The organism is Pseudomonas veronii (assembly GCF_001439695.1).
Taxonomy (GTDB): domain Bacteria; phylum Pseudomonadota; class Gammaproteobacteria; order Pseudomonadales; family Pseudomonadaceae; genus Aquipseudomonas; species Aquipseudomonas veronii.
Genome location: NZ_JYLL01000028.1, coordinates 33141 through 52662 on the forward strand (window position 1 = coordinate 33141; position 19522 = coordinate 52662).

At 63.3% G+C, this 19522-nt stretch carries 17 protein-coding genes; 13 read left to right on the forward strand and 4 right to left on the reverse strand.

Translation table 11 applies throughout. The features are described from left to right. Positions 1-25 precede the first annotated feature (25 nt). The 13 genes from TU80_RS24770 (at position 26) to TU80_RS24830 (ending at position 15733) form a co-directional block, all read left to right on the forward strand. On the forward strand, positions 26-1201 hold the full coding sequence (locus TU80_RS24770; protein WP_057005604.1) for an efflux RND transporter periplasmic adaptor subunit: 1176 nt from the start codon (positions 26-28) through the stop codon (positions 1199-1201). After that, positions 1198-3177 (forward strand): MacB family efflux pump subunit, encoded by a 1980-nt coding sequence (locus TU80_RS24775; RefSeq protein WP_057005605.1) that lies wholly within the window; start codon positions 1198-1200, stop codon positions 3175-3177. The genes TU80_RS24770 and TU80_RS24775 overlap by 4 nt, the downstream gene beginning before the upstream one ends. Continuing rightward, positions 3170-4585, forward strand: coding sequence for an efflux transporter outer membrane subunit (locus TU80_RS24780; RefSeq protein ID WP_057005606.1), 1416 nt, complete (start codon positions 3170-3172; stop codon positions 4583-4585). Before TU80_RS24775 ends, TU80_RS24780 begins: the two co-directional genes overlap by 8 nt. Before the next feature lie 136 nt (positions 4586-4721). Beyond that, positions 4722-6341 carry an alpha/beta fold hydrolase gene (locus TU80_RS24785; RefSeq protein ID WP_082643891.1) on the forward strand — a complete coding sequence of 540 codons (1620 nt, stop codon included), beginning with the start codon at positions 4722-4724 and terminating at the stop codon, positions 6339-6341. A gap of 107 nt (positions 6342-6448) precedes the next feature. After that, positions 6449-7216, forward strand: coding sequence for a FadR/GntR family transcriptional regulator (locus TU80_RS24790; protein ID WP_046382795.1), 768 nt, complete (start codon positions 6449-6451; stop codon positions 7214-7216). Positions 7217-7457: 241 nt separating this feature from the next. Continuing rightward, entirely contained in the window at positions 7458-8660 is a 1203-nt protein-coding gene (locus TU80_RS24795; RefSeq protein ID WP_046382794.1) for an ABC transporter substrate-binding protein, read from the forward strand. A 58-nt stretch (positions 8661-8718) separates the two neighbouring features. Next, the gene (locus TU80_RS24800; RefSeq protein WP_046382793.1) at positions 8719-9579 is read left to right on the forward strand and encodes a branched-chain amino acid ABC transporter permease; all 861 of its coding nucleotides are present in this window, start codon (positions 8719-8721) and stop codon (positions 9577-9579) included. A gap of 1 nt (position 9580) precedes the next feature. Then, positions 9581-10591 (forward strand): branched-chain amino acid ABC transporter permease, encoded by a 1011-nt coding sequence (locus TU80_RS24805; protein ID WP_046382792.1) that lies wholly within the window; start codon positions 9581-9583, stop codon positions 10589-10591. After that, positions 10588-11337: an ABC transporter ATP-binding protein gene (locus TU80_RS24810; protein WP_017847518.1), complete on the forward strand. Its 750-nt coding sequence runs from the start codon at positions 10588-10590 to the stop codon at positions 11335-11337. The genes TU80_RS24805 and TU80_RS24810 overlap by 4 nt, the downstream gene beginning before the upstream one ends. After that, entirely contained in the window at positions 11337-12032 is a 696-nt protein-coding gene (locus TU80_RS24815) for an ABC transporter ATP-binding protein (RefSeq protein ID WP_017847519.1), read from the forward strand. Before TU80_RS24810 ends, TU80_RS24815 begins: the two co-directional genes overlap by 1 nt. A 13-nt stretch (positions 12033-12045) precedes the next feature. After that, on the forward strand, positions 12046-13314 hold the full coding sequence (locus tag TU80_RS24820) for a Zn-dependent hydrolase (protein WP_046382790.1): 1269 nt from the start codon (positions 12046-12048) through the stop codon (positions 13312-13314). Continuing rightward, positions 13311-14717 carry an amidase gene (locus TU80_RS24825; RefSeq protein WP_057005607.1) on the forward strand — a complete coding sequence of 469 codons (1407 nt, stop codon included), beginning with the start codon at positions 13311-13313 and terminating at the stop codon, positions 14715-14717. The genes TU80_RS24820 and TU80_RS24825 overlap by 4 nt, the downstream gene beginning before the upstream one ends. Positions 14718-14869: 152 nt before the next feature. Then, positions 14870-15733: a LysR family transcriptional regulator gene (locus TU80_RS24830; RefSeq protein WP_017847522.1), complete on the forward strand. Its 864-nt coding sequence runs from the start codon at positions 14870-14872 to the stop codon at positions 15731-15733. 175 nt (positions 15734-15908) lie between these two features. On the opposite strand, the gene TU80_RS24835 is transcribed toward TU80_RS24830, so the two are convergent. The 4 genes from TU80_RS24835 to TU80_RS24850 all read right to left on the reverse strand — a co-directional run bounded on the left by TU80_RS24835 (position 15909) and on the right by TU80_RS24850 (position 19522). After that, positions 15909-17420 (reverse strand): hypothetical protein, encoded by a 1512-nt coding sequence (locus tag TU80_RS24835; protein WP_057005608.1) that lies wholly within the window; start codon positions 17418-17420, stop codon positions 15909-15911. 116 nt (positions 17421-17536) lie between these two features. Further along, positions 17537-17914: a hypothetical protein gene (locus TU80_RS24840; protein ID WP_057005609.1), complete on the reverse strand. Its 378-nt coding sequence runs from the start codon at positions 17912-17914 to the stop codon at positions 17537-17539. Positions 17915-18161: 247 nt separating this feature from the next. Beyond that, positions 18162-18524: a hypothetical protein gene (locus TU80_RS24845; RefSeq protein ID WP_057005610.1), complete on the reverse strand. Its 363-nt coding sequence runs from the start codon at positions 18522-18524 to the stop codon at positions 18162-18164. Positions 18525-18526: 2 nt separating this feature from the next. Continuing rightward, positions 18527-19522: a hypothetical protein gene (locus TU80_RS24850; RefSeq protein ID WP_057005611.1), complete on the reverse strand. Its 996-nt coding sequence runs from the start codon at positions 19520-19522 to the stop codon at positions 18527-18529.

The following is a 19522-nucleotide window of genomic DNA, read 5'->3' on the forward strand; positions in this document are numbered from 1 at the left end:
GAACTTTCCTGGCTGGAACCAACCCATGAAACGCCCTCGACCTGCCCGACACGCCCTGCTGGTTGTGGCGTGCCTGATCCCTGTTATCGGCATCGCCGCCTGGCAATTGCAGCCGCCGGGGCGCGACAGCCTGGTCACCGTTACCGTGACCCGCGGCAACATTGAAAACAGCGTCACCGCCCTGGGCACCCTGCAACCGCGACGCTATGTGGATGTGGGCGCCCAGGCGTCCGGGCAGATCCGCAAGATCCATGTCGAAGCCGGCGATCAGGTGCAGGAAGGCCAGTTGCTGGTAGAGATCGACCCCTCGACGCAAAAAGCCAAGCTCGACGCCAGCCGCTACGCCATCGAAAACCTCAAGGCCCAATTGCAGGAGCAGAAAGCCCAGCACGCACTGGCGCGCCAGAAGTACCAGCGCCAGCAGCGCCTGGCCGCCGGCAACGCGACCCGCGAAGAGGACGTGCAAACCGCCAAGTCCGAACTGAGCGCCACCCAGGCGCGGGTCGACATGTTCCAGGCGCAGATTCTCCAGGCCCAGGCCAGCCTGCGCAGGGACGAGGCGGAATTGGGCTATACGCGCATCTATGCGCCGATGACCGGCACCGTGGTGGCGGTGGACGCACGGGTCGGCCAGACCCTCAATGCCCAGCAGCAAACGCCGCTGATCCTGCGCATCGCCAAGTTGTCACCGATGACCGTGTGGGCCGAGGTCTCGGAAGCCGATATCGGCCACGTCAAACCCGGTATGACCGCCTATTTCACCACCCTCAGCGGCGGCAACCGCCGCTGGACCAGCAGCGTGCGGCAGATCCTGCCGATCCCGCCCAAGCCGCTGAACGAAACCCAGGGCAGCGGCAGCCCCAGCAGTTCGAACAAGAGCGGCAGCGGCCGCGTGGTGCTGTACACCGTGCTGCTGGACGTGGACAACAGCGACAACGCCTTGATGGCCGAAATGACCACCCAAGTGTTTTTCGTCGCCGGCCAGGTCAAGGATGCGCTCACCGCGCCGGTCGCCGCCCTGCAAGACAGCACCAGCGCCGACCGGCAGACCGCCCGCGTGGTCGCGGAAAACGGCCGCATCGAAGAGCGCGTCGTGCGTCTGGGCATCAGCGACCGCCTGCGCGTCGAAGTGTTGGAAGGCCTCAGCGAAGGCGATCACCTGCTGATCGGGCCGGGCGACGGCAGCGGGGGGTTGAATTGAGCACGCCCCTGATCGAACTCAAGCACATCCGCAAATCCTACGGCGGCGGCGACAGCCCGCAGGTCGACGTATTGCGCGGCGTCGACCTGTCGATCCATGCCGGGGAATTCGTCGCCATCGTCGGCGCCTCGGGTTCCGGCAAATCCACACTGATGAACATCCTCGGCTGCCTCGACCGCCCCACCGCCGGCGACTACCTGTTCGCCGGCGAAAACGTCGCGCACCTGGACAGCGACGCACTGGCTTGGCTGCGCCGCGAAGCCTTCGGCTTTGTGTTCCAGGGCTACCACTTGATCCCGTCGGCGTCGGCCCAGGAAAACGTCGAAATGCCGGCGATCTACGCCGGCATCAGCGCCGCCGAACGCCACGCCCGCGCCAGGGCCCTGCTCACGCGCCTGGGCCTGGCCGACCGCACCGGCAACCGTCCGCATCAACTGTCCGGCGGCCAGCAGCAACGGGTCTCCATCGCCCGCGCGCTGATGAACGGGGGGCATATCATCCTCGCCGACGAGCCCACCGGCGCCCTCGACAGCCACAGCGGCGCCGAGGTAATGCGCCTGCTCGACGAACTGGCCAGCCAGGGCCACGTGGTGATCCTGATCACCCACGACCGCGACGTGGCGGCGCGGGCCAACCGCATCATCGAAATTCGCGACGGCCTGATCATCAGCGACTCGGCCGACAGCACCCGCCACCGCCCGGCCAGCGCCGACAGCGCCGACAGCGCGGCGCTGCAAGCCGTCGACCTGCGCCAGCGCCTGGCCGAAGGCGCCGAGCACAACGGCGCGTGGAAGGCCGAACTGCTCGACGCCGTGCAGGCCGCCTGGCGCGTGATGTGGATCAACCGCTTCCGCACCGCCCTGACCCTGCTCGGGATCATCATCGGCGTGGCCTCGGTGGTGGTGATGCTGGCGGTGGGCGAAGGCAGCAAGCGCCAGGTCATGGCACAGATGGGCGCATTCGGCTCCAACATCCTCTACCTCAGTGGCTCCTCGCCCAACCCGCGCACGCCGCTGGGCATCGTGACCCTCAACGATGTCGCGGCATTGGCGACGCTGCCGCAGATCAAGCGGATCATGCCGGTCAACGGCAGCGACGCCGGCATCCGCTACGGCAACCTGGATTACCTGGCCTATGTGGGCGGCAACGACGTCAACTTTCCGCAGATCTTCAACTGGCCGGTGGTCGAGGGCAGTTACTTCACCGAAGCCGACGAGCGCGCCGGTGCCACGGTCGCGGTGATCGGCCACCGCATCCGCGAGAAACTGTTCAAGCAGGTCAGCCCGATCGGCCAATACATCCTCATCGAAAACGTGCCTTTCCAGGTGATCGGCGTGCTCGCGGAAAAGGGCTCCAGCTCCGGCAATAAAGACAGCGACGACCGCGTGGCCATTCCCTACTCCGCCGCCAGCGTGCGCCTGTTCGGCACGTACAACCCCGAATACGTGGTGATTGCCGCCGCCGATGCGCGCAAGGTACGGGAAGCCGAACAAGCCATCGACCAACTGATGCTGCGCCTGCATAACGGCAAGCGTGACTACCAACTGACCAACAACGCGGCAATGATCCAGGCCGAGGCGCACACGCAAAACACGCTGTCGCTGATGCTCGGTTCGATCGCCGCGATTTCGCTGCTGGTGGGCGGCATCGGGGTGATGAACATCATGTTGATGACCGTGCGCGAACGCACCCGCGAAATCGGTATCCGCATGGCCACCGGCGCGCGCCAGCGCGACATCCTGCGCCAGTTCCTGACCGAGGCGCTGATGCTCTCGGTGGTTGGCGGCCTGTGCGGTATCGGCCTGGCGCTGCTGGTCGGCGGCGTGCTGATGCTGGCCAAGGTCGCGGTGCAGTTTTCCCTGGTGGCGGTGCTCGGCGCGTTTGGCTGCGCACTGGTCACTGGCGTCGTATTCGGCTTTATGCCGGCCCGTAAAGCTGCCCGGCTCGATCCGGTTAAGGCGTTGACCAGTGAATAAACGATCCCCCGCCCCCCCTGTGTGCGTACTCGGCCTGTGCCTGCTGCTCAATGCCTGCGCCGCCAGCCTGCCCGCCGTCGACAGCGGCGTGGCAGCACCGACCGCCTGGCAGTACGCCGAGCGTGACGCCGCCCAACTCAACAACCAGCGCTGGTGGACGCAATTCGGCAGCCCGCAACTGAACCGCCTGATCGAACAGGCACGCCGTGACAGTTTTGACGTGGCGGCCGCCGTCGCACGGGTGCGCCAGGCCCAAGCCACGGCAGTGATCGCCGGCGCACCGCTGTTGCCGGAAGTGAAGTTCAACCTGTCCACCAGCCATCAGAAGTTACTGCGCGGCCAGGGCGGGCCGGACCTGGACGCGACGCAAAGCAATGACACGGTCAACAGCTTCGGCGCCAACCTCAGCGCCAGTTATGAAGTGGATTTCTGGGGCGGCCGCGCTGCCGCGCGAGACAGCGCCCTGCATAGCCTGCGGGCCAGCGCGTCGGACCAGGCTACCGTGGAACTGACCCTGCTCAGCAACGTCGCCGACCGCTACGCGCAAACCCTCGCCGCACGCCAGCGCGAGCAGATCGCCGAGTTGAACCTGGCGAATGCACGCAACGTGCTGGAATTGGTGCAGACCCGCTACGACGCCGGTTCCGCCACGGCCCTGGAACTGGCCCAGCAGCAAAGCCTGGTCGCCAGCCAGCAACGGCAATTGCCGCTGATTCAACAACTGGCGCAAGAGTCGCGGATCACCCTCGCCGCCCTCCTCGGCCAGCCGGTCCAGGCGTTGGACCTGGGCACCGAGCCCTTCCAGGCCCTCACCTGGCCGCGCATCGGCTCGGGCGTGCCCAGCCAACTGCTGAGCCGGCGCCCCGACCTGGCCAAGGCCGAGGCCGAACTGGCGGCGGCGCAAGCAGATGTTCGCGTCGCCCGCGCGGCCATGCTGCCTGCGGTGACGCTCGGCGCGACCTTCGGCTCCGACGCCGGCAAAGCCGTGGAGATCCTGCGCAGCCCGTATTACACGCTGACGGGCGGCCTGGTCGCACCGATCTTCAACAACGGCCGTTTAACCGCCGAACGGGACAAGGCCCGCGCGCGCCAGGACGAGCTGCTGCAGACCTATCGCGGGGCGATCATCAACGGTTTCGCCGATGTGGAAAAAGCCCTCAGCAACATCACACGCCTGGACCAGCAGCGCCAATGGCAAACGCAAGAGCTGCAGGCGGCGCAGAACGCCTTGCGCATCGCCGAAAGCCGCTACCAGGCGGGCGCCGAAGACTGGCTGAGCGTGCTGGACAGCCAGCGCACCCTGTACACGGCCCAGGACCTGAATGTGCAACTGCGCTTGTCGCGCCTGCAAGCCAGTATCGCCTTGTACAAAGCTTTGGGCGGCGGCTGGGAATCCGACATCCGATAAACGAAAGTCGCATTTCGTACACTCGCCGTTTTGTCCTCCTACATTTTTCCCCCCACGGTCCTTGGTAAAAAAGTCGTCCCGAATAAGCAGCCACAACAGTGGCTTCTTTTTCTCACACGACAGGCCAGGATCGCTGATGAAACCCCTTCCAGCTGCACGCGCAATCACCTACCGTTGCCTGGTGCTGGTCGCAGCCCTGGCGCCCACCGGCGCTTACGCTGAAACGCCGCGCTCGCCGTTCGGCATCGAATGGTTCCTGGACTGCCCGCAGCCGGCGCTCGAACGCCTGGACCCGGAAGTCATCGAACGCACCCAATGCGGCATCGTCACCGCGCCCCTGGACCATGGGGCGCCAGAGCGTGGTCGCATCAGCTTCGACATCACCCGTGTCGGCGCCAAACTGCCGCTGTCACGCCAAGGCGCGATATTCGCCAACCCGGGTGGCCCCGGGCTCGACGCCGGCGGCGCCTTCGCCGTACACCTGGCCACCGTCTGGAAGCACTACGCCCGACAACCCGACTGGGGCGACACTTACCGCCAATTGGCCGATACCTATGATGTGATCGAAGTCACCCCGCGGGGCCTGGGCCGGCTGCCGGGCTCACGCCTGGAATGCCGCTCCGACGCGCGGATCGTGCCGCAAGCGGACGTCAGCGAAGACCGCAGCGCGGCCAACCTCGCCGCCGCGCGCCAGAATGCGCGGTTGATCGCCCAAGCCTGCGCCAGCCACCCGCTGACGCCTTACATCACCACCGAGCAAACCGCCCGCGACCTGGAATTTGTGCGCAAGCAATTGGGCGAGTTGCAGTTCAACTACCTGGGCAACGCCTACGGCACCTGGCTCGGCGCCTGGTACGGCGGCCTGTTTCCGGCGAACGTGGGGCGCATGGTGCTCGACTCGAACATCAACTGGACCTCAACGTTCGAGCACGCCAGCGTGATCGTCGCCAGCGAAAAGGAGAAGATTTTCGAGCGTTTCGTGGCCCAGGCCGCCGCCCTCGACCCTGGTGTGTATCAGTTGGGCGACACGCCGGCCGCCGTGCGCCGTGTGTTCATGGAACTGCTGCCCAGCGTGCGTACCGCGCTGCGTTCCAGCAACCGTTTCTACAGCGACCCCGCCGGCCTGATGGGCGCCCACGTGCTCAGTCGCTGGCTGCGGGACACTCCCGACGGCGACGACCTGGCGCTGGAAACGCGTGCCCGCGCACACCGCTTCAGCCCCGACCCGGTGATCGAAGAGCGCGCCAAGTCGATGTTCAGCCTGCTGCTGCAACGCGTGCGCGAACCCTTGCAGGCCAACGTGCCCAAGCCCGGGCCGTTGCGCATGTCGGCCGCCGACTCGGTCAAAACCGCGATCCTGTGCAATGACTCGACCTACTCCAACGAAGACCTCTGGCAGCAGAAAGAAACCGAATCACTCGCCAAGTACCCGGTCGCCGGCAGCGCCCTCGAGGCGCGTCAATGCACCACCTGGCCGCAACAACACAGCCGGGGCTTGCCGTACAAGGAACTCGCCCGGCTCGACAGTCTGCTGATGGTCCAGGCCGAATTCGACGACCAAACCCCGTCCACCGGCGCCGCCTGGGCCTTCGAGCGCACCTTCCCGGCGAGCCGCGTACAACTGAAGAACGCCTATGCCCACGGGGTTTCGTTCAGCGGCGTGAGTGCCTGTGTGAACCAGTGGGTGGGCGATTATCTGATGCATGGGAACAAACCGCCGCGCTCGACGGTGTGTACGGATGCCACTGTGCAATGAGTCTCCGTTTGCGACCTTTCCACACCAGAAACGACACCCTGCGTTGACGCTACGGCCCAATCGTTATTAAGTGCTATTTATCCGCATTAATACGATAAATAGACCCCATGCTCACTCGCCCGCTACGACGCAAACGCCAGAAGCTGTCCGACGTGATTGTCGAGTCGGTCAAGCGCTCCATCGTCACCGACGCCTTGAAGCCCGGCGACCGCCTGCCCACCGAGCGCGAGCTGATGGAAAGCTTCCAGTGCTCCAAGGGCTCGGCCCGCGAAGCGCTCAAGGCCCTGGAAGTCGAAGGCCTGGTCAGCACGCGCACCGGCCCGAGTGGCGGAGCCTACCTGAACCAGGCCGGCACCGAACCGGCCAGCCGCGCACTGCGCAACTACCTGCACTTCCAGCACCTGGATGGCGAACAGGTGTACCAGTTGCGCAAGGTCATCGAAGTGGAACTGGCGGTGTCGGTGCTCGGGCGCCTGAGCGAAGACGACTACCAGGCGCTGCAGGCCAACGTGGATTTTTGCAGCGCGCCGGAAGACAGCGAGGCCGGCCAGCGCGAACAACGCCTGGCGGAACTGGAGTTCCACAACCTGCTCGCCAAGGCCTGCCCCAACCCGCTGCTGAGCTTTACGGCGCAATTTCTCAACGACCTGCTGCGCGACCTGGTGGTGCTGAAAAAAGCCTACAAGCCCAAGCGCAAGCAGTTCGACGCGGCCAACCTCGACTATCACAAGCAACTGTTGAGCGCCTTTCGCGCCGGCGATGAAAGCGCGGTGCGCAGCCTGATGCATGAACACATGTGCGACGCCGAACACCATATGACCGCGCTCGAAGGCCAGGTCAGCCCGCATTTTCTACTGGAGTTCGATCACTCTTAAGAACACCCCAGATCCAATGTGGGAGGGAGCTTGCTCCCGATGAGGCCGGCACAGTCACCGTTATATCGACTGACACACCGCTATCGGGAGCAAGTCCAATCGTCGCACCGCCCCTCCCACAGTTGACTGCATTCCAACCCGCACACTGCGTTACCCCAATAAAAAAATGCCTGCCCACAGGCCCTGCTCCACCGTATCGCCCTTGCCGCTCCTGCCAATAACTAAACCAGGGAGTCACCCCATGCAGCGTCGTACGTTATTGAAAGCCAGCCTCACCCTCGCCTCCGCCCTGAGCCTGCCGCTGAGCGTGCGCTCGGCATTCGCCGCCGAGCCTTTTACCTTTTACGGCCTCAAGTCCATGTCTGGCGCCTTTGCCAGTTATGGCAAGTTCGCCGACATGGGTTCGCGCCTGGCGGTGGCGCAGCACCCCGAGATTCTTGGGCGCCCGCTGAACTACAAGGTCATCGACACCGAAGGCAACGCGGGCAAGGCGGTGCGCAAGGTGCAGGAAGCGATTGCGCAGGACGGCGCGCGGTTCTTCCAGGGCTGCACCCTGTCGTCGTCGGCGCTGGCGGTGGCCAAGGAAGTCGACAAGGCCGGCGGCGTGTTCATGACCCCGGTGGGTGCCGATGAGGTCACCGGCAAAGACTGCAACCACGCGACCTTCCGCTGGTCGGTGCCGACCTACGGCGCGATCCGCGAAACCCTGGTGCCGCTGATCAAGCTGCTGCCGGACGCCAAGCGCTGGTACACCATCACCCCGCAATACGTGTTCGGCGAAGCCTTGCTCGAAGGCGCCAAAAACGTGCTCAAGGAACATGGCCTGGAACACGTCGGCAACAGCTACCACTCGCTGCAGGAGCAGGAATTCTCCGGCTACCTGACCAACGCCATCGCCACCAAGCCCGACGTACTGGTGCTGCTCAACTTCGGCAGCCAGTCGTCCAACACCCTGCGCCAGGCGGTCAACTTCGGCATCAAGGAGCGCATGAAAGTGCTGCTGGTGTGGTCTGCCGGCCTCGACCAGTTCCAGGAACTGGGCAGCGATGTGCTCGAAGGCGTGTACCTCGGCGCGCAGTACTGGCACCAGGTCGACAGCCCGCTCAACCGCGAACTGGTCAAGCTGACCCAGGCCAAGTACGGCATCAACCCCACTTACCCGCTGGCCGCCGACTACATCAGCACCAAGGTCATGCTGGACACCATCATCGCCACCGGCAGCTTCGACGGGCCGACCGTGGCCAAGGCCATGCAGGGCCTGAGTTTCGAGGGCCCCACCGGCAAGGAGTCGATCCGTGCCGGCGACCACCAGGTGATCAAGGATTACTACCTGCTGATCGGCAAGGCCGCCGCCGACATGGCCGACAAGGACGACCTGGCCAAAGTGCTCAGCGCCGGCCAGTCATTCCCGCCGGTCGAGGCCACGGGCTGCACGCTCGGCTGACCCCCTGACTATTTGCACCGCAGGGCCGCGCGAGCGGCTTCCTGCCGAGGGTTCCTGCATGCTCAATCTTTACCTGTTCCAGATACTCAATGGCCTTGGCCTGGGGATGATCTACTTCCTGATCGCGGTCGGGCTGACGATCATTTTCGGCCTGCTCAACTTCGTCAACTTCGCCCACGGTGCGTTCTTCCTGCTGGGCGCCTACATCTGCTACACCGCCGTGAGCCTCACCGGCAGCTTCTGGCTGGCGCTGCTGCTGGCACCGCTGGTGGTGGCCGCGCTGGCGTGGGTGATCGAGCGCTTGCTGATCCAGCGGATTTATCACTTGCCGCACATGTTCCAGATCCTGGTGACGCTGGGGATCGCGCTGATCATCCAGGAAGCCAGCGTGATGATCTGGGGCCCGGTGGGCAAAAGCGTCGCCGTGCCGGAACTGCTGCGCGGGGTGCTGGTGCTGGGCGATTTCGTCTATCCCTATTACCGCCTGTTCCTCATCGTATTTTCCGGGCTGGTGGGCCTGGGCCTGTGGCTGCTGCTGGAACGCACGCGCTTCGGCGCACTGGTGCGCGCCGGCAGCGAGAGCACCGAAACCGTGTCGCTGCTGGGCACGAATATCTTCCGCCTGTTCTCCATGACCTTTGCCCTCGGCGTCGGCCTGGCCGGCATGGCCGGCGTACTGTTCGCGCCGTTGCGCGGTGCCCAGCCCTTTGTCGGACCGGAAATTCTCGGGATCGCCTTTGTGGTTGTCGTCATCGGCGGCATGGGCTCGTTCAGCGGTGCGCTGGTCGGCGGTTTGCTGGTGGGCGTGGTGCAAAGCCTGATGACCACACTCTGGCCCCAGGGTGCGAGCCTGATGATCTACGGCGCGATGGCCGTGGTGATTCTGGTCCGCCCCTACGGCCTGTTCGGGAGAGCCTGACATGAGCGAGAAAAATCCCCTGCCGTTCGCCAAGACCCAATCCAAAGCGATGTTGCTGTGGGTGCTGGCAGTGCTGATCGGCCTGCCGCTGGTCCTGCCCTCGGCGACCCTGGCCAGCGAGATTCTGATCTTTGCCATGGCCGCCCTGGCCTGCAACCTGTTGCTCGGCTACACCGGGCTGTTGTCGTTCGGCCAAGGCATCTTCTTTGGGGCCGGTGCGTACTGCGCGGCGCTGCTGATGATTCACCTGCAACTGGGTCTGTTCAGCGCGCTGCTCGGCGCTGCCGTGGCCGGCGGCTTTCTGGCGCTGCTGGTGGGTGCCCTGGCGATCCGCCGCACCGGCATCTACTTCGTCATGCTGACGCTCGCGTTCAGCCAGATGGCGTATTTCGTCGCCTACACCCTGAGCGACTGGACCGGCGGCGACAACGGCCTGCTCAGCGTGCCGCGCCCGGAGATCCGCATCGGCGACAGCGTGTTGCTGTCGTTGGCCGACGCCCGCGCGTTCTACGGTTTTGTCGCGGTGCTGTTCCTGCTGATCTTTATCGGCGCACGCCGCGTCATCGCCTCGCCATTCGGCAGCACGCTGATGGCGATCCGCGAAAACGAAACCCGTGCCTCGGCCATCGGCTATGACACGCGCCACTTCAAGATCCTGGTGTTCGTGCTGTCCGGCGCGGTCACCGGGATTGCCGGGGCGCTGTACGCCATGTTGCTGCACTTTGTGCCGCTGTCGAATATCGACCTGGCGATGTCCGAGAACATCCTGATCATGACCATCGTCGGCGGCACCGGCTCGCTGTTCGGTTCGTTGCTGGGCGCCGGTTCCATCGTGCTGCTGGGGGATTTCCTCTCCGACCTGTGGCCGCGCTGGCTGATGCTGCTGGGGGTGATCCTGATCCTGGTGGTGATCTTCATGCGCGGTGGTTTGTGGGGCGGCCTGGCGTCGCTGTTCGAGAAAGTGCGCGGCCGCCGCAAGGCCGTCGTCGTCGCCAAGGAGCAAGGGCTATGAGCATCCTGTTGGAAACCAAGAACCTGGAGCTGGCCTATGGCGCGTTCCATGCGGTCAACGGCGTCAACCTGAAGGTCGCGGCCGGCACCATCCACACCATCATCGGCCCCAACGGCGCGGGCAAAACCAGCCTGTTCCACTGCCTGACCGGCGAACGCCAGGCCACCGCCGGGGCGATCCATTTCGACGGCCAGCCACTGATGCGCAAACCGGCCCACGCCCGCGTCGGCCTCGGTATGGCGCGTTCGTTCCAGCTCACCAGCCTGTTCCAGAACCTCAGCGTGCGCGAAAACCTGCGCCTGGCCGCCCAAGGTCGCGACGGTGCGCGTGCCTTGAATTTCTGGCGTCGGGTCGAGAGCAAGCGCGAACACCTGGAGATGGCCGACCAGGTGCTCGAACGCCTGCAACTCACGGCCCGCGCCGCGACCCTGGCCGGCGAGTTGTCCCATGGCCAGCAACGGGTGCTGGAGGTGGGCATGTCGATCTGTTCCAAGCCGAAACTGTTGATGCTCGACGAGCCCACCTCGGGCATGGGCATCGATGACATCCCGATCATGACTCAACTGATCAGCGACCTGGGCCGCGACCACACGGTGCTGCTGATCGAACACAACATGAGCATCGTCATGTCCATCAGCCAGCGCATCACGGTGATGAGCCACGGCCAGATCCTGGTGGAAGGCACGCCGGAGTTCGTGCGCGCCGATGAACGTGTGCGAACGGCTTATCTTGGGGAGGCTGCCTGATGCTGATCGTCGAGAATATCCATTCCTACTACGACAAGAGCCACGTGCTCGAAGGCGTGTCGCTGACCGTCAACCCCGGCGAACTGGTGACCCTGCTCGGCCGCAACGGCGCCGGCAAGACCACCACGCTGCGCAGCATCCTCGGCATCATCTGCCCGCGCCAGGGCCAGATCCACTTCAACGGCCAGGCGCTGGTGGGCCAGAAGATCTTTGAAATCGCACGCCAGGGGTTGGCGTTGGTGCCGGAGAACCGCGGGATCTTCCGCCTGCTCACCGTCGAGGAAAACCTGCGCATCGCCGCGCGCAAGAGCAGCCGCTGGCAACTCGAAGACGTCTACGGCATGTTCCCGCGCCTCAAGGAGCGACGCAAAAACGCCGGCCACGCGCTCTCCGGCGGCGAGCAACAGATGCTCGCCATCGCCCGCGCCCTGCTCAACGATCCCAAGCTGCTGATCCTCGACGAACCCACCGAAGGCCTGGCCCCGGTGATCGTCGACGAGTTGGTGAAGATCCTGCGCAAGGTCAAGGACGACGGCCTGCCGGTGCTGCTGGTGGAACAGAACCTGATGGTCTGCGACAAGCTCGCCGACCGCCATTACGTGCTCGAACAGGGCCGCGTGGTGTACGAGGGCAGCGCGCAAGCCTTCCGCGCCGACCCGACGATCAAGAACCGCTACCTGGCCCTGAGTGCCTGACCGGAGTTCGAAGATGAATAGCTTTGCACAACCGCTCCAGAGCAACGCCCCGCTGATCAACCGCGACCGTCTGTGGCAATCGCTGATGGACCTGGCCCGACTCGGCGCCACCGTCAAAGGCGGCGTGTGCCGCCTGGCCCTCACCGACCTCGACCGCCAGGCCCGCGACCTGTTCGTGCAGTGGTGCGAGGCGGCCGGGTGCAGTGTCAGCGTCGACGCCATCGGCAATATTTTTGCCCGGCGCCCAGGGCGCAATCCCGCCCTGCCGCCGGTGATGACCGGCAGCCACATCGACACCCAGCCCACCGGCGGCAAGTTCGACGGTTGCTTCGGGGTGATGGCCGGCCTGGAAGTGATCCGCACCCTCAATGATTTGAAGATCGAGACCGAAGCGCCGATCGAGGTGGTGGTATGGACCAATGAAGAAGGCTCGCGCTTCCCGCCGTGCATGATGGGGTCCGGGGTGTTCGCCGGGAAGTTCGACTTGCAGGACACCTTGGACAAGCAGGACGACCAGGGCCTGTCGGTGGGCGCGGAATTGCGGCGCATCGGTTATGCCGGTTCGCGTGCGGTGCTCGGCCATCCAGTCGGTGCGTATTTCGAGGCGCATATCGAACAAGGCCCGGTGCTGGAAGACCGCGCCACCACCATCGGCGTGGTGATGGGCTGCCTGGGCCAGAAGTGGTTCGACCTGACCCTCACCGGCGTCGAAGCCCACGCCGGCCCGACGCCGATGCACCTGCGCAAGGACGCCCTGGTCGGCGCCGCCGAGGTGGTCAGCGCGGTCAACCGCATCGCACATCAACAGCAACCCCACGCCTGCGGCACGGTCGGCTGCCTGAGCCTGCGCCCCGGCTCGCGCAATGTGATTCCGGGCCAGGTCCAGATGACCATCGACCTGCGCCATCTGCATGCCGACAAGCTGCAGGCCATGGTCGATGAAGTGCGCAGCGTGATCGAAGCCAGCGCCGCACGCCACGGCCTGACGTTCGAGTTGACCGCTACCGCCGACTTCCCGCCGCTGGACTTCCACCCGGCCTGCGTCAACGCCGTGCGCGACGCCGCCGACGCCTTGGGCCTGAGCCATATGGACATCGTCAGCGGCGCCGGGCACGACGCGATTTTCGTCGCCGAACTGGGCCCGGCCGGGATGATTTTTGTGCCATGCGAAGGCGGCATCAGCCACAACGAAATCGAGAACGCCGCACCAGATGATCTGGCGGCAGGTTGCGCGGTGTTGCTGCGCGCCATGGTCAATGCGGCACAGGGGGATCAGGCATGAGTGAGATCGGCCAACTGACGGCGGTGCAACTGCTGCAGCATTTTCGTGACAAGAGCTTGTCGCCGGTGGAAGTCACCGAAGACGCGCTGTTGCGCATCGAGCGCTATAACCCGCTGGTCAATGCCTATTGCCATGTCGATGCCGAGGGCGCACTCAACGCCGCACGCGCCTCGCAAGCGCGCTGGTTGAAAGGCGCACCCTGCGGTGCGCTGGATGGCGTACCGGCGTCGATCAAGGACCTCACGCTGACCCTCGGCATGCCCACGCGCAAGGGCTCGCGCACCTCTTCGGCCGAGGGCCCGTGGGACGTGGACGCGCCCTTCCCGGCGTTTATGCGCAAGGCCGGTGCGGTGCTGCTGGGCAAGACCACCACCCCGGAATTCGGCTGGAAAGGCGTCACCGACAACCCGCTGTACGGCATCACCCGCAACCCGTGGGACACGCGCATGACCACCGGCGGTTCCTCCGGCGGCGCGGGCGCGGCGGCTGCGCTGAACCTGGGGGTGTTGCACCAAGGCAGCGATGCCGGCGGCTCGATCCGCATTCCCTGTGCGTTTACCGGCACCTTCGGGATCAAGCCGACCTTCGGCTATGTGCCGCAGTGGCCGGCCAGTTCGATGACGATCCTGTCGCACCTGGGGCCGATGACCCGCACCGTGGAAGACAGCGTCTTGATGCTGCAAACCGTCGCACAACCGGATGCGCGAGACGGCTTGATCGGCGCGCCAAGGACCGCGCCCTGGTTGTCGGAGACCGTGGATTTGAAGGGCCTGCGCATTGCCTACAGCCCCACCTTCGGCTACGTCGATGTCGACCCGCAGGTGGCCAAAGTGGTCGCCCGGGCTGTGGCGGGCCTGGTGCAGTTGGGCGCCCATGTCGAACAGATCGACCCGGGTTTCAGCGACCCGCAGGAGGTGTTCAACACCTTGTGGGCGGCCGGCGCGGCCCGCCTGACCGGCCCGATGAGCGAGGCGCAAAAGCAGCTGCTCGACCCCGGCCTGCTGCGTATCGCGCAACGCGGTGAGGGCCTGAGCCTGGACGATTTCAGCGCGGCCCTGGAAGCACGGGCAGCCCTGGTGGCGCGGATGGCGGCATTCCATGAACACTACGATGTGCTGGTGTCGCCGATGATGCCGATCACCGCGTTCGAGGCCGGGCACAACGTGCCGCCAGGCTCCGGGATGCAGGAATGGATGGAGTGGACACCGTTCACCTACCCCTTCAACCTGACCCAGCAACCGGCAGCGTCGGTGCCGTGCGGGTTGGCGGCGAATGGCTTGCCGGTGGGGTTGCACGTGGTGGCGGCGCGGTTTGCCGATGAGACGGTGTTGCGGGTTTGCCAGGCATATGCAAAGGCATTCCCTACCGCCCCCCTGCCAGCCCCGATCACCGGAGCAGCGTAGATCCAACCCAACGGTGCGAGGGGCTTGCTCCCGATTGCAGTGTGTCAGTTGACTGATCGGGTTCTGGCACACCCCCATCGGGAGCAAGCCCCCTCCCACAGTTTTTGAGCGCATTCCACTACAATAGGCCCCCAATCATCCCCGGGGGCTTCATGGACATCGAACTGGCACGCACTTTCCTCGAAATCACCCGCTGCGGCAGCCTGGCCGCGGCGGCCGAGAAACTGCACGTCACCCAGACCGCCATCACCGCACGCGTGAAGAACCTCGAAAGCCAGCTGGACAGCACGCTGTTTGTGCGCAACCGCGCCGGTGCGCGGCTGACCGCCGACGGCGAGGCCTTTGTGGTGTACGCCAACCAGTTGCTGCAAACCTGGGAAGCCGCGCGCCGCGACCTGCCATTGCCCGAGGGCTATCGCAATGTGCTGCATATCGGCGGTGAGGTCAGCCTGTGTAACCCGTTGATGCTCGGCTGGGCCCAGGCCTTGCGCGAACATATCCCAGGCTATGCGCTGCGCACGGAAATCCGTGAGGGCGAATACCTGCTGCGCCAATTGGAACTGGGTGTGCTCGACGCCGCGCTGGTGTTCCAGCCGCAGTACTGGCCGGGTTTGCAGGTGGAGCAGGTGCTGGAAGAAAAGCTGATCCTGGTGCAACTGGTGAGCAAGCCGGGCCCGTATGTGTATATCGACTGGGGCCCGGGGTTTCGCCAGCAGCATGACGCCGCGCTGCCCGACAAGGCCCGCGCTGCGCTGAGTTTCAACCTCGGGCCCTTGGCGCTGCAGTACATTCTGGAGAACGGCGGTGCCGGGTATTTCCGTACCCGAGTGGTGCAAAGCTACCTCGACAGCGGCGTGATGCAACGCGCGCCCAAGGCGCCGGAGTTCAGCTTCCCGACGTTCCTGGTGTACTCACGGGCGCGGGATTCGGCCGTGTTGCAGCAGGCGCTGGAGTTGCTGCGCGGTGTGGTCAAGGCGGAAAGCGACTGGTCGCAACGCTGGGACCCGCTGATTTGAATGTTCACGCCTGAGCCCGTCCTAGCGCGGGTTCGCCTATTGGACCAAAACTCGCACATTCTCCACCGCCCGAGAGCATGGCACGCGTGCCGTTGAAACTGGCGCTGACGCCATAATGCAAAAAGGGCATACAGGCGCTCGGCCTGTATGCCCTGGGTACTACCGGTTTACTGCATCAGCTCTTGGTGCTGCTGAGCAGCGTCTGTTTGCACAAGTGGCCAAAACTGACGTACTCGACATTGTCACCACCGACACCGATGCCCGGATACTCCAGTACCTCCATGCGCCACACGCCGTAGTTAAAGTCGCTGCGCCAGGTGTTTTTGTAGCCCTGGGCATAATCGACAAAGGTGGTCTGGAAATCACCGGAGCACGTGCCCACGTTGATCGTGCCGCCGGCTTGACCCGAGCTGTCGGTGGCCGCCGAGTAGGCCTTGTAGACGATATTGCCGGTGTCCGGGTTGATATGCTGATCGAGATACACAATCGGATGCAGCCCTACCAGCGGCGCACCGGTGCTGTCCGACAGGCCCATGGTCCAAGTCAGATCGCGATAGGCTTGGGTGGTCATGTAGCCATAGCCCACATTGGAAGCGGAGGACGGGATGCGCAACACATTCGCCTCGCCTTTCACATCAGGGCTGTTCACCCGCGGGCTGGAACCCAGCGACAGGTTGTATTTGCCCGTCGCGCTCCACGGTTCGTTCGGGTGCTGGTTCGGACGCACGCGCACTTTGACCACCCCTCCGACGCCAGGGCTCGGGATCGAGGTCGATAGCACATTCGCGCCCACGGTGACCCACTGCGCGCCATCGAAACGCTCCAGTATCCATTTGCCTCGCGCGCTGCCGCTGGCAGCGTCGGCAGTCAATGCGATCCCCACGCTCTGGCCACGTACTGCGGTGAAGTCGAAGTAATCAACGTCATCGAGACTGTCGGCATTGCCACTGATGTAGTTCAGCGTGTCAGGCAGTTTGAAGGCGGTGTCCGGCGTGTCATTGGGTTCGAAGGCGTCGAGGTTGGTATCGACCGCCACACCGAACTGAAAGCCCGACCCCTGGACCGCCGCGTTGGCTTCCATGAACCAGTAGTAATCACCGGCCGGCACCACGCCGCCAAGGCTCTCATCAGCGGTGCCCGGGTTATTGGAGGTGCCCAAGGGCAGCGGATTGCCCTGGCCGTCGTCCTGGAACAAGGTCAACGACATGTCGGTGCCCGCCGTCTGGCTGACCAGCAGAGCGTTGATCCGGGCCTTCTTCGGCAGGTTGAAGTGGTAGCACAGCAAATCGCCGGTTTGCACGCCGGTGATCGTATAGAGCGCGTTGACATCCAGCGTGGTTTCACAACCCTGAACCAGCGCCGCCTGCACTGCAGCAGCCTGTTTGGCAGTGGCTTTCTGTACTTGGGTGACGGGGGCCGGCGCGGTGTTGTCTTCCACCACCGAATCGGCCTCGGCCTTCGCGACGAATACCGCTTTCTTCGACTGAGCGTCTGCCCGCAGTTGCTGTTTCAGCGCCGTGGGAGCCTTGTTGGCGGCGATTTTTGCACCGGATTTCAACGCCTGTTTGACGTTGGGTTGAAGCGCTTGCGCAGCCAGGTGAGGGTATTGCTCGGCCAGGGCGAAGGCCGAAACGAAGCAGGAGGCCGCCATGGCTGCACCCAGCATAAGGTTTTTTTTCGATTTCATTTTTTATCCATCCATAGTTAAAAACTGAAGGTCAGGTGACATCCGGTCACCTGGGATGGACTGTAGGATATTACTGTATATATGTACAGTATTTTTTGAAAGGAATGCAGTGCCTTTCAGATGATGACGTTGCACCACCTGCGCCAAACCGACCAAACCACCGTTGCGATGGCCCAAATGAACGCAAGGTAATAGGGCCACAACACCCAACGTTTGAGCGCTAAAGGAACAGACGCCAGTTCGGCTTCGGTCACAAGACCGGCTTTCACATGGCGTTTAGAGTCTGCAAGGTATTCAAAAATCAGCATCATGCGATATTGTCTGTCGATCCACTGGTTTCGTCGCCAAAAGCGCTTGTTGTTGCGAACTTCTTCGTTTTCACTGAAGTAACTTTCCAACTCGTCGAGTTTTGTATATTCGGCAAATAGCAGCAGTCCCAAGACGACAGACATCCCAACAAACAACACAATGGAATAAACGAGAAAAAAATCCATGGTTAAGCCCCCTCTGGCTGGAATATCAAATCACCAATGAAGTTGGCGTCAAAATATAGGCAATCGAATACTGTCCGGACACAAGCCCTAGGGGGCTCAATCACATTTAGGAAGTTGCCTACACAGAAGAAGATCGGCGCCTACAGAAAAGTGCTAATACCTGGTCATCTCCAGAGCCCTTAAACCTCACCGACCCTTCCAGTACGGAATACTCAGGTTCATCCAGGTGGCGGTGAGGACAGGTGAGCTACCATCGGTACCAAATGCTCCAAACGACTGATGCGATCAGCCAAATAAAAGAAAGACGATACGGCCAAAGTGCCCAACGCTTAAGGGATATCGGGATTGAAGCCAGCTCTGCCTCAGTCACATCGCCCCTCTTTACATGCAGTTTGGGCATTCCTAACAATTGATTGATCAGGAGCATGCGCTGAAACCTGTCGATCCGCATATTTCTTCCCCAAAAACGTTTGTTATCGCAAACCAGCTTGTTTTCACTGAAGTAGCTTTCCAACACTTCGAGCTTTTTGCACTCTGCGTATAACATAAGTCCCACGCCAACCAGAGCGCCTATAAACAGTAAAATACTAAAGACGAGAAAAAGATCCATAGTCAGGCCCCCTCGGGTTGAAAGATCAAATCACCATCGATCTCTATAATCTTGCCGCCCAGAAATGCACCGGTATCCCCCCCTGCATTTCCTCCTATATACCCTCCCCCGGCGCCGCCGATAATTCCACACGTCAGTGCTCCGGGGCCTTTAGTTGCAATACCCAAAAAAATCGTACAGGCGCGACGCGTAGCAACAGCACCCGCCGCAGTGAGCCAGGATGCTCCTGCCACCCCACCCGCCAACCTCCCCATCTCCACATACTTCGCCCGCCGACACTGCGCCTCCCGCCCCACCATACACGCCTCCTTGATCTCCAAACCCGCTGCGCCCACATCCAGCGCCAGCCCAACATAAGTGCCCTTGCCCAACCACTTCGACGTCTGCGAAATCGCCTTCAAGCGCTGTGCATACCCGGCGATCTCGCCCTTATTCAGATAGCTTTTGGTTGAAATCCCCAGCACCTTCTTCAGCGATTGATTGCCGCGCAATCCCGTGCCAAATCGTGCGGCACCACGCAGTTGCGTGCCCAGCAGCGCCAGCAGCACTTGGCGCTGGCGGATAAACGCCTGGCGATCCAACCCGCCGGCTTTCAGGCGTTGATGCAGACGCTCGATTTCCTCCAATGTGTTCACGACTTCATCCAGGTGCCGCGACCACGCCGATGTCGCACTGCCGATACCTATCGAGCCATACGTCAGAAGGCTCTGCAGCAGGTCGTAGTTATCGATCATCGTCTGTGCAGCCGCAGCGTCCAGCTCCAGGTTGCGATCAATTTCCTCGGCATAACGCACCCACCAGGATTCATTCCAGGAGCAACTGACGCTCTCGGTGTCTGGAACAATCACCATCCGCCCCGGTATCACCCACCCGCGGCGCAGGTGATGATTCAACACATCAAAATGGTCAGAGTGCTGGCGGCTCATGCCGTGGCCCATCAGCCAGGTTTTCAAACTGCTGTAGCTGATTGGCTTGTCGTTGATGTATCCCCGCGCCAT

Excerpts from the sequence above, each read along its gene's own strand:
- TU80_RS24770 (WP_057005604.1), top strand. The coding sequence starts at position 26 with ATGAAACGCCCTCGACCTGCCCGACACGCCCTGCTGGTTGTGGCGTGC.
- TU80_RS24785 (WP_082643891.1), top strand. The coding sequence starts at position 4,722 with ATGAAACCCCTTCCAGCTGCACGCGCAATCACCTACCGTTGCCTGGTG.
- TU80_RS24790 (WP_046382795.1), top strand. The coding sequence starts at position 6,449 with ATGCTCACTCGCCCGCTACGACGCAAACGCCAGAAGCTGTCCGACGTG.
- TU80_RS24795 (WP_046382794.1), top strand. The coding sequence starts at position 7,458 with ATGCAGCGTCGTACGTTATTGAAAGCCAGCCTCACCCTCGCCTCCGCC.
- TU80_RS24800 (WP_046382793.1), top strand. The coding sequence starts at position 8,719 with ATGCTCAATCTTTACCTGTTCCAGATACTCAATGGCCTTGGCCTGGGG.
- TU80_RS24805 (WP_046382792.1), top strand. The coding sequence starts at position 9,581 with ATGAGCGAGAAAAATCCCCTGCCGTTCGCCAAGACCCAATCCAAAGCG.
- TU80_RS24810 (WP_017847518.1), top strand. The coding sequence starts at position 10,588 with ATGAGCATCCTGTTGGAAACCAAGAACCTGGAGCTGGCCTATGGCGCG.
- TU80_RS24815 (WP_017847519.1), top strand. The coding sequence starts at position 11,337 with ATGCTGATCGTCGAGAATATCCATTCCTACTACGACAAGAGCCACGTG.
- TU80_RS24820 (WP_046382790.1), top strand. The coding sequence starts at position 12,046 with ATGAATAGCTTTGCACAACCGCTCCAGAGCAACGCCCCGCTGATCAAC.
- TU80_RS24825 (WP_057005607.1), top strand. The coding sequence starts at position 13,311 with ATGAGTGAGATCGGCCAACTGACGGCGGTGCAACTGCTGCAGCATTTT.
- TU80_RS24830 (WP_017847522.1), top strand. The coding sequence starts at position 14,870 with ATGGACATCGAACTGGCACGCACTTTCCTCGAAATCACCCGCTGCGGC.
- TU80_RS24835 (WP_057005608.1), bottom strand. The coding sequence starts at position 17,420 with ATGAAATCGAAAAAAAACCTTATGCTGGGTGCAGCCATGGCGGCCTCC.
- TU80_RS24840 (WP_057005609.1), bottom strand. The coding sequence starts at position 17,914 with ATGGATTTTTTTCTCGTTTATTCCATTGTGTTGTTTGTTGGGATGTCT.
- TU80_RS24845 (WP_057005610.1), bottom strand. The coding sequence starts at position 18,524 with ATGGATCTTTTTCTCGTCTTTAGTATTTTACTGTTTATAGGCGCTCTG.
- TU80_RS24850 (WP_057005611.1), bottom strand. The coding sequence starts at position 19,522 with ATGGCGCGGGGATACATCAACGACAAGCCAATCAGCTACAGCAGTTTG.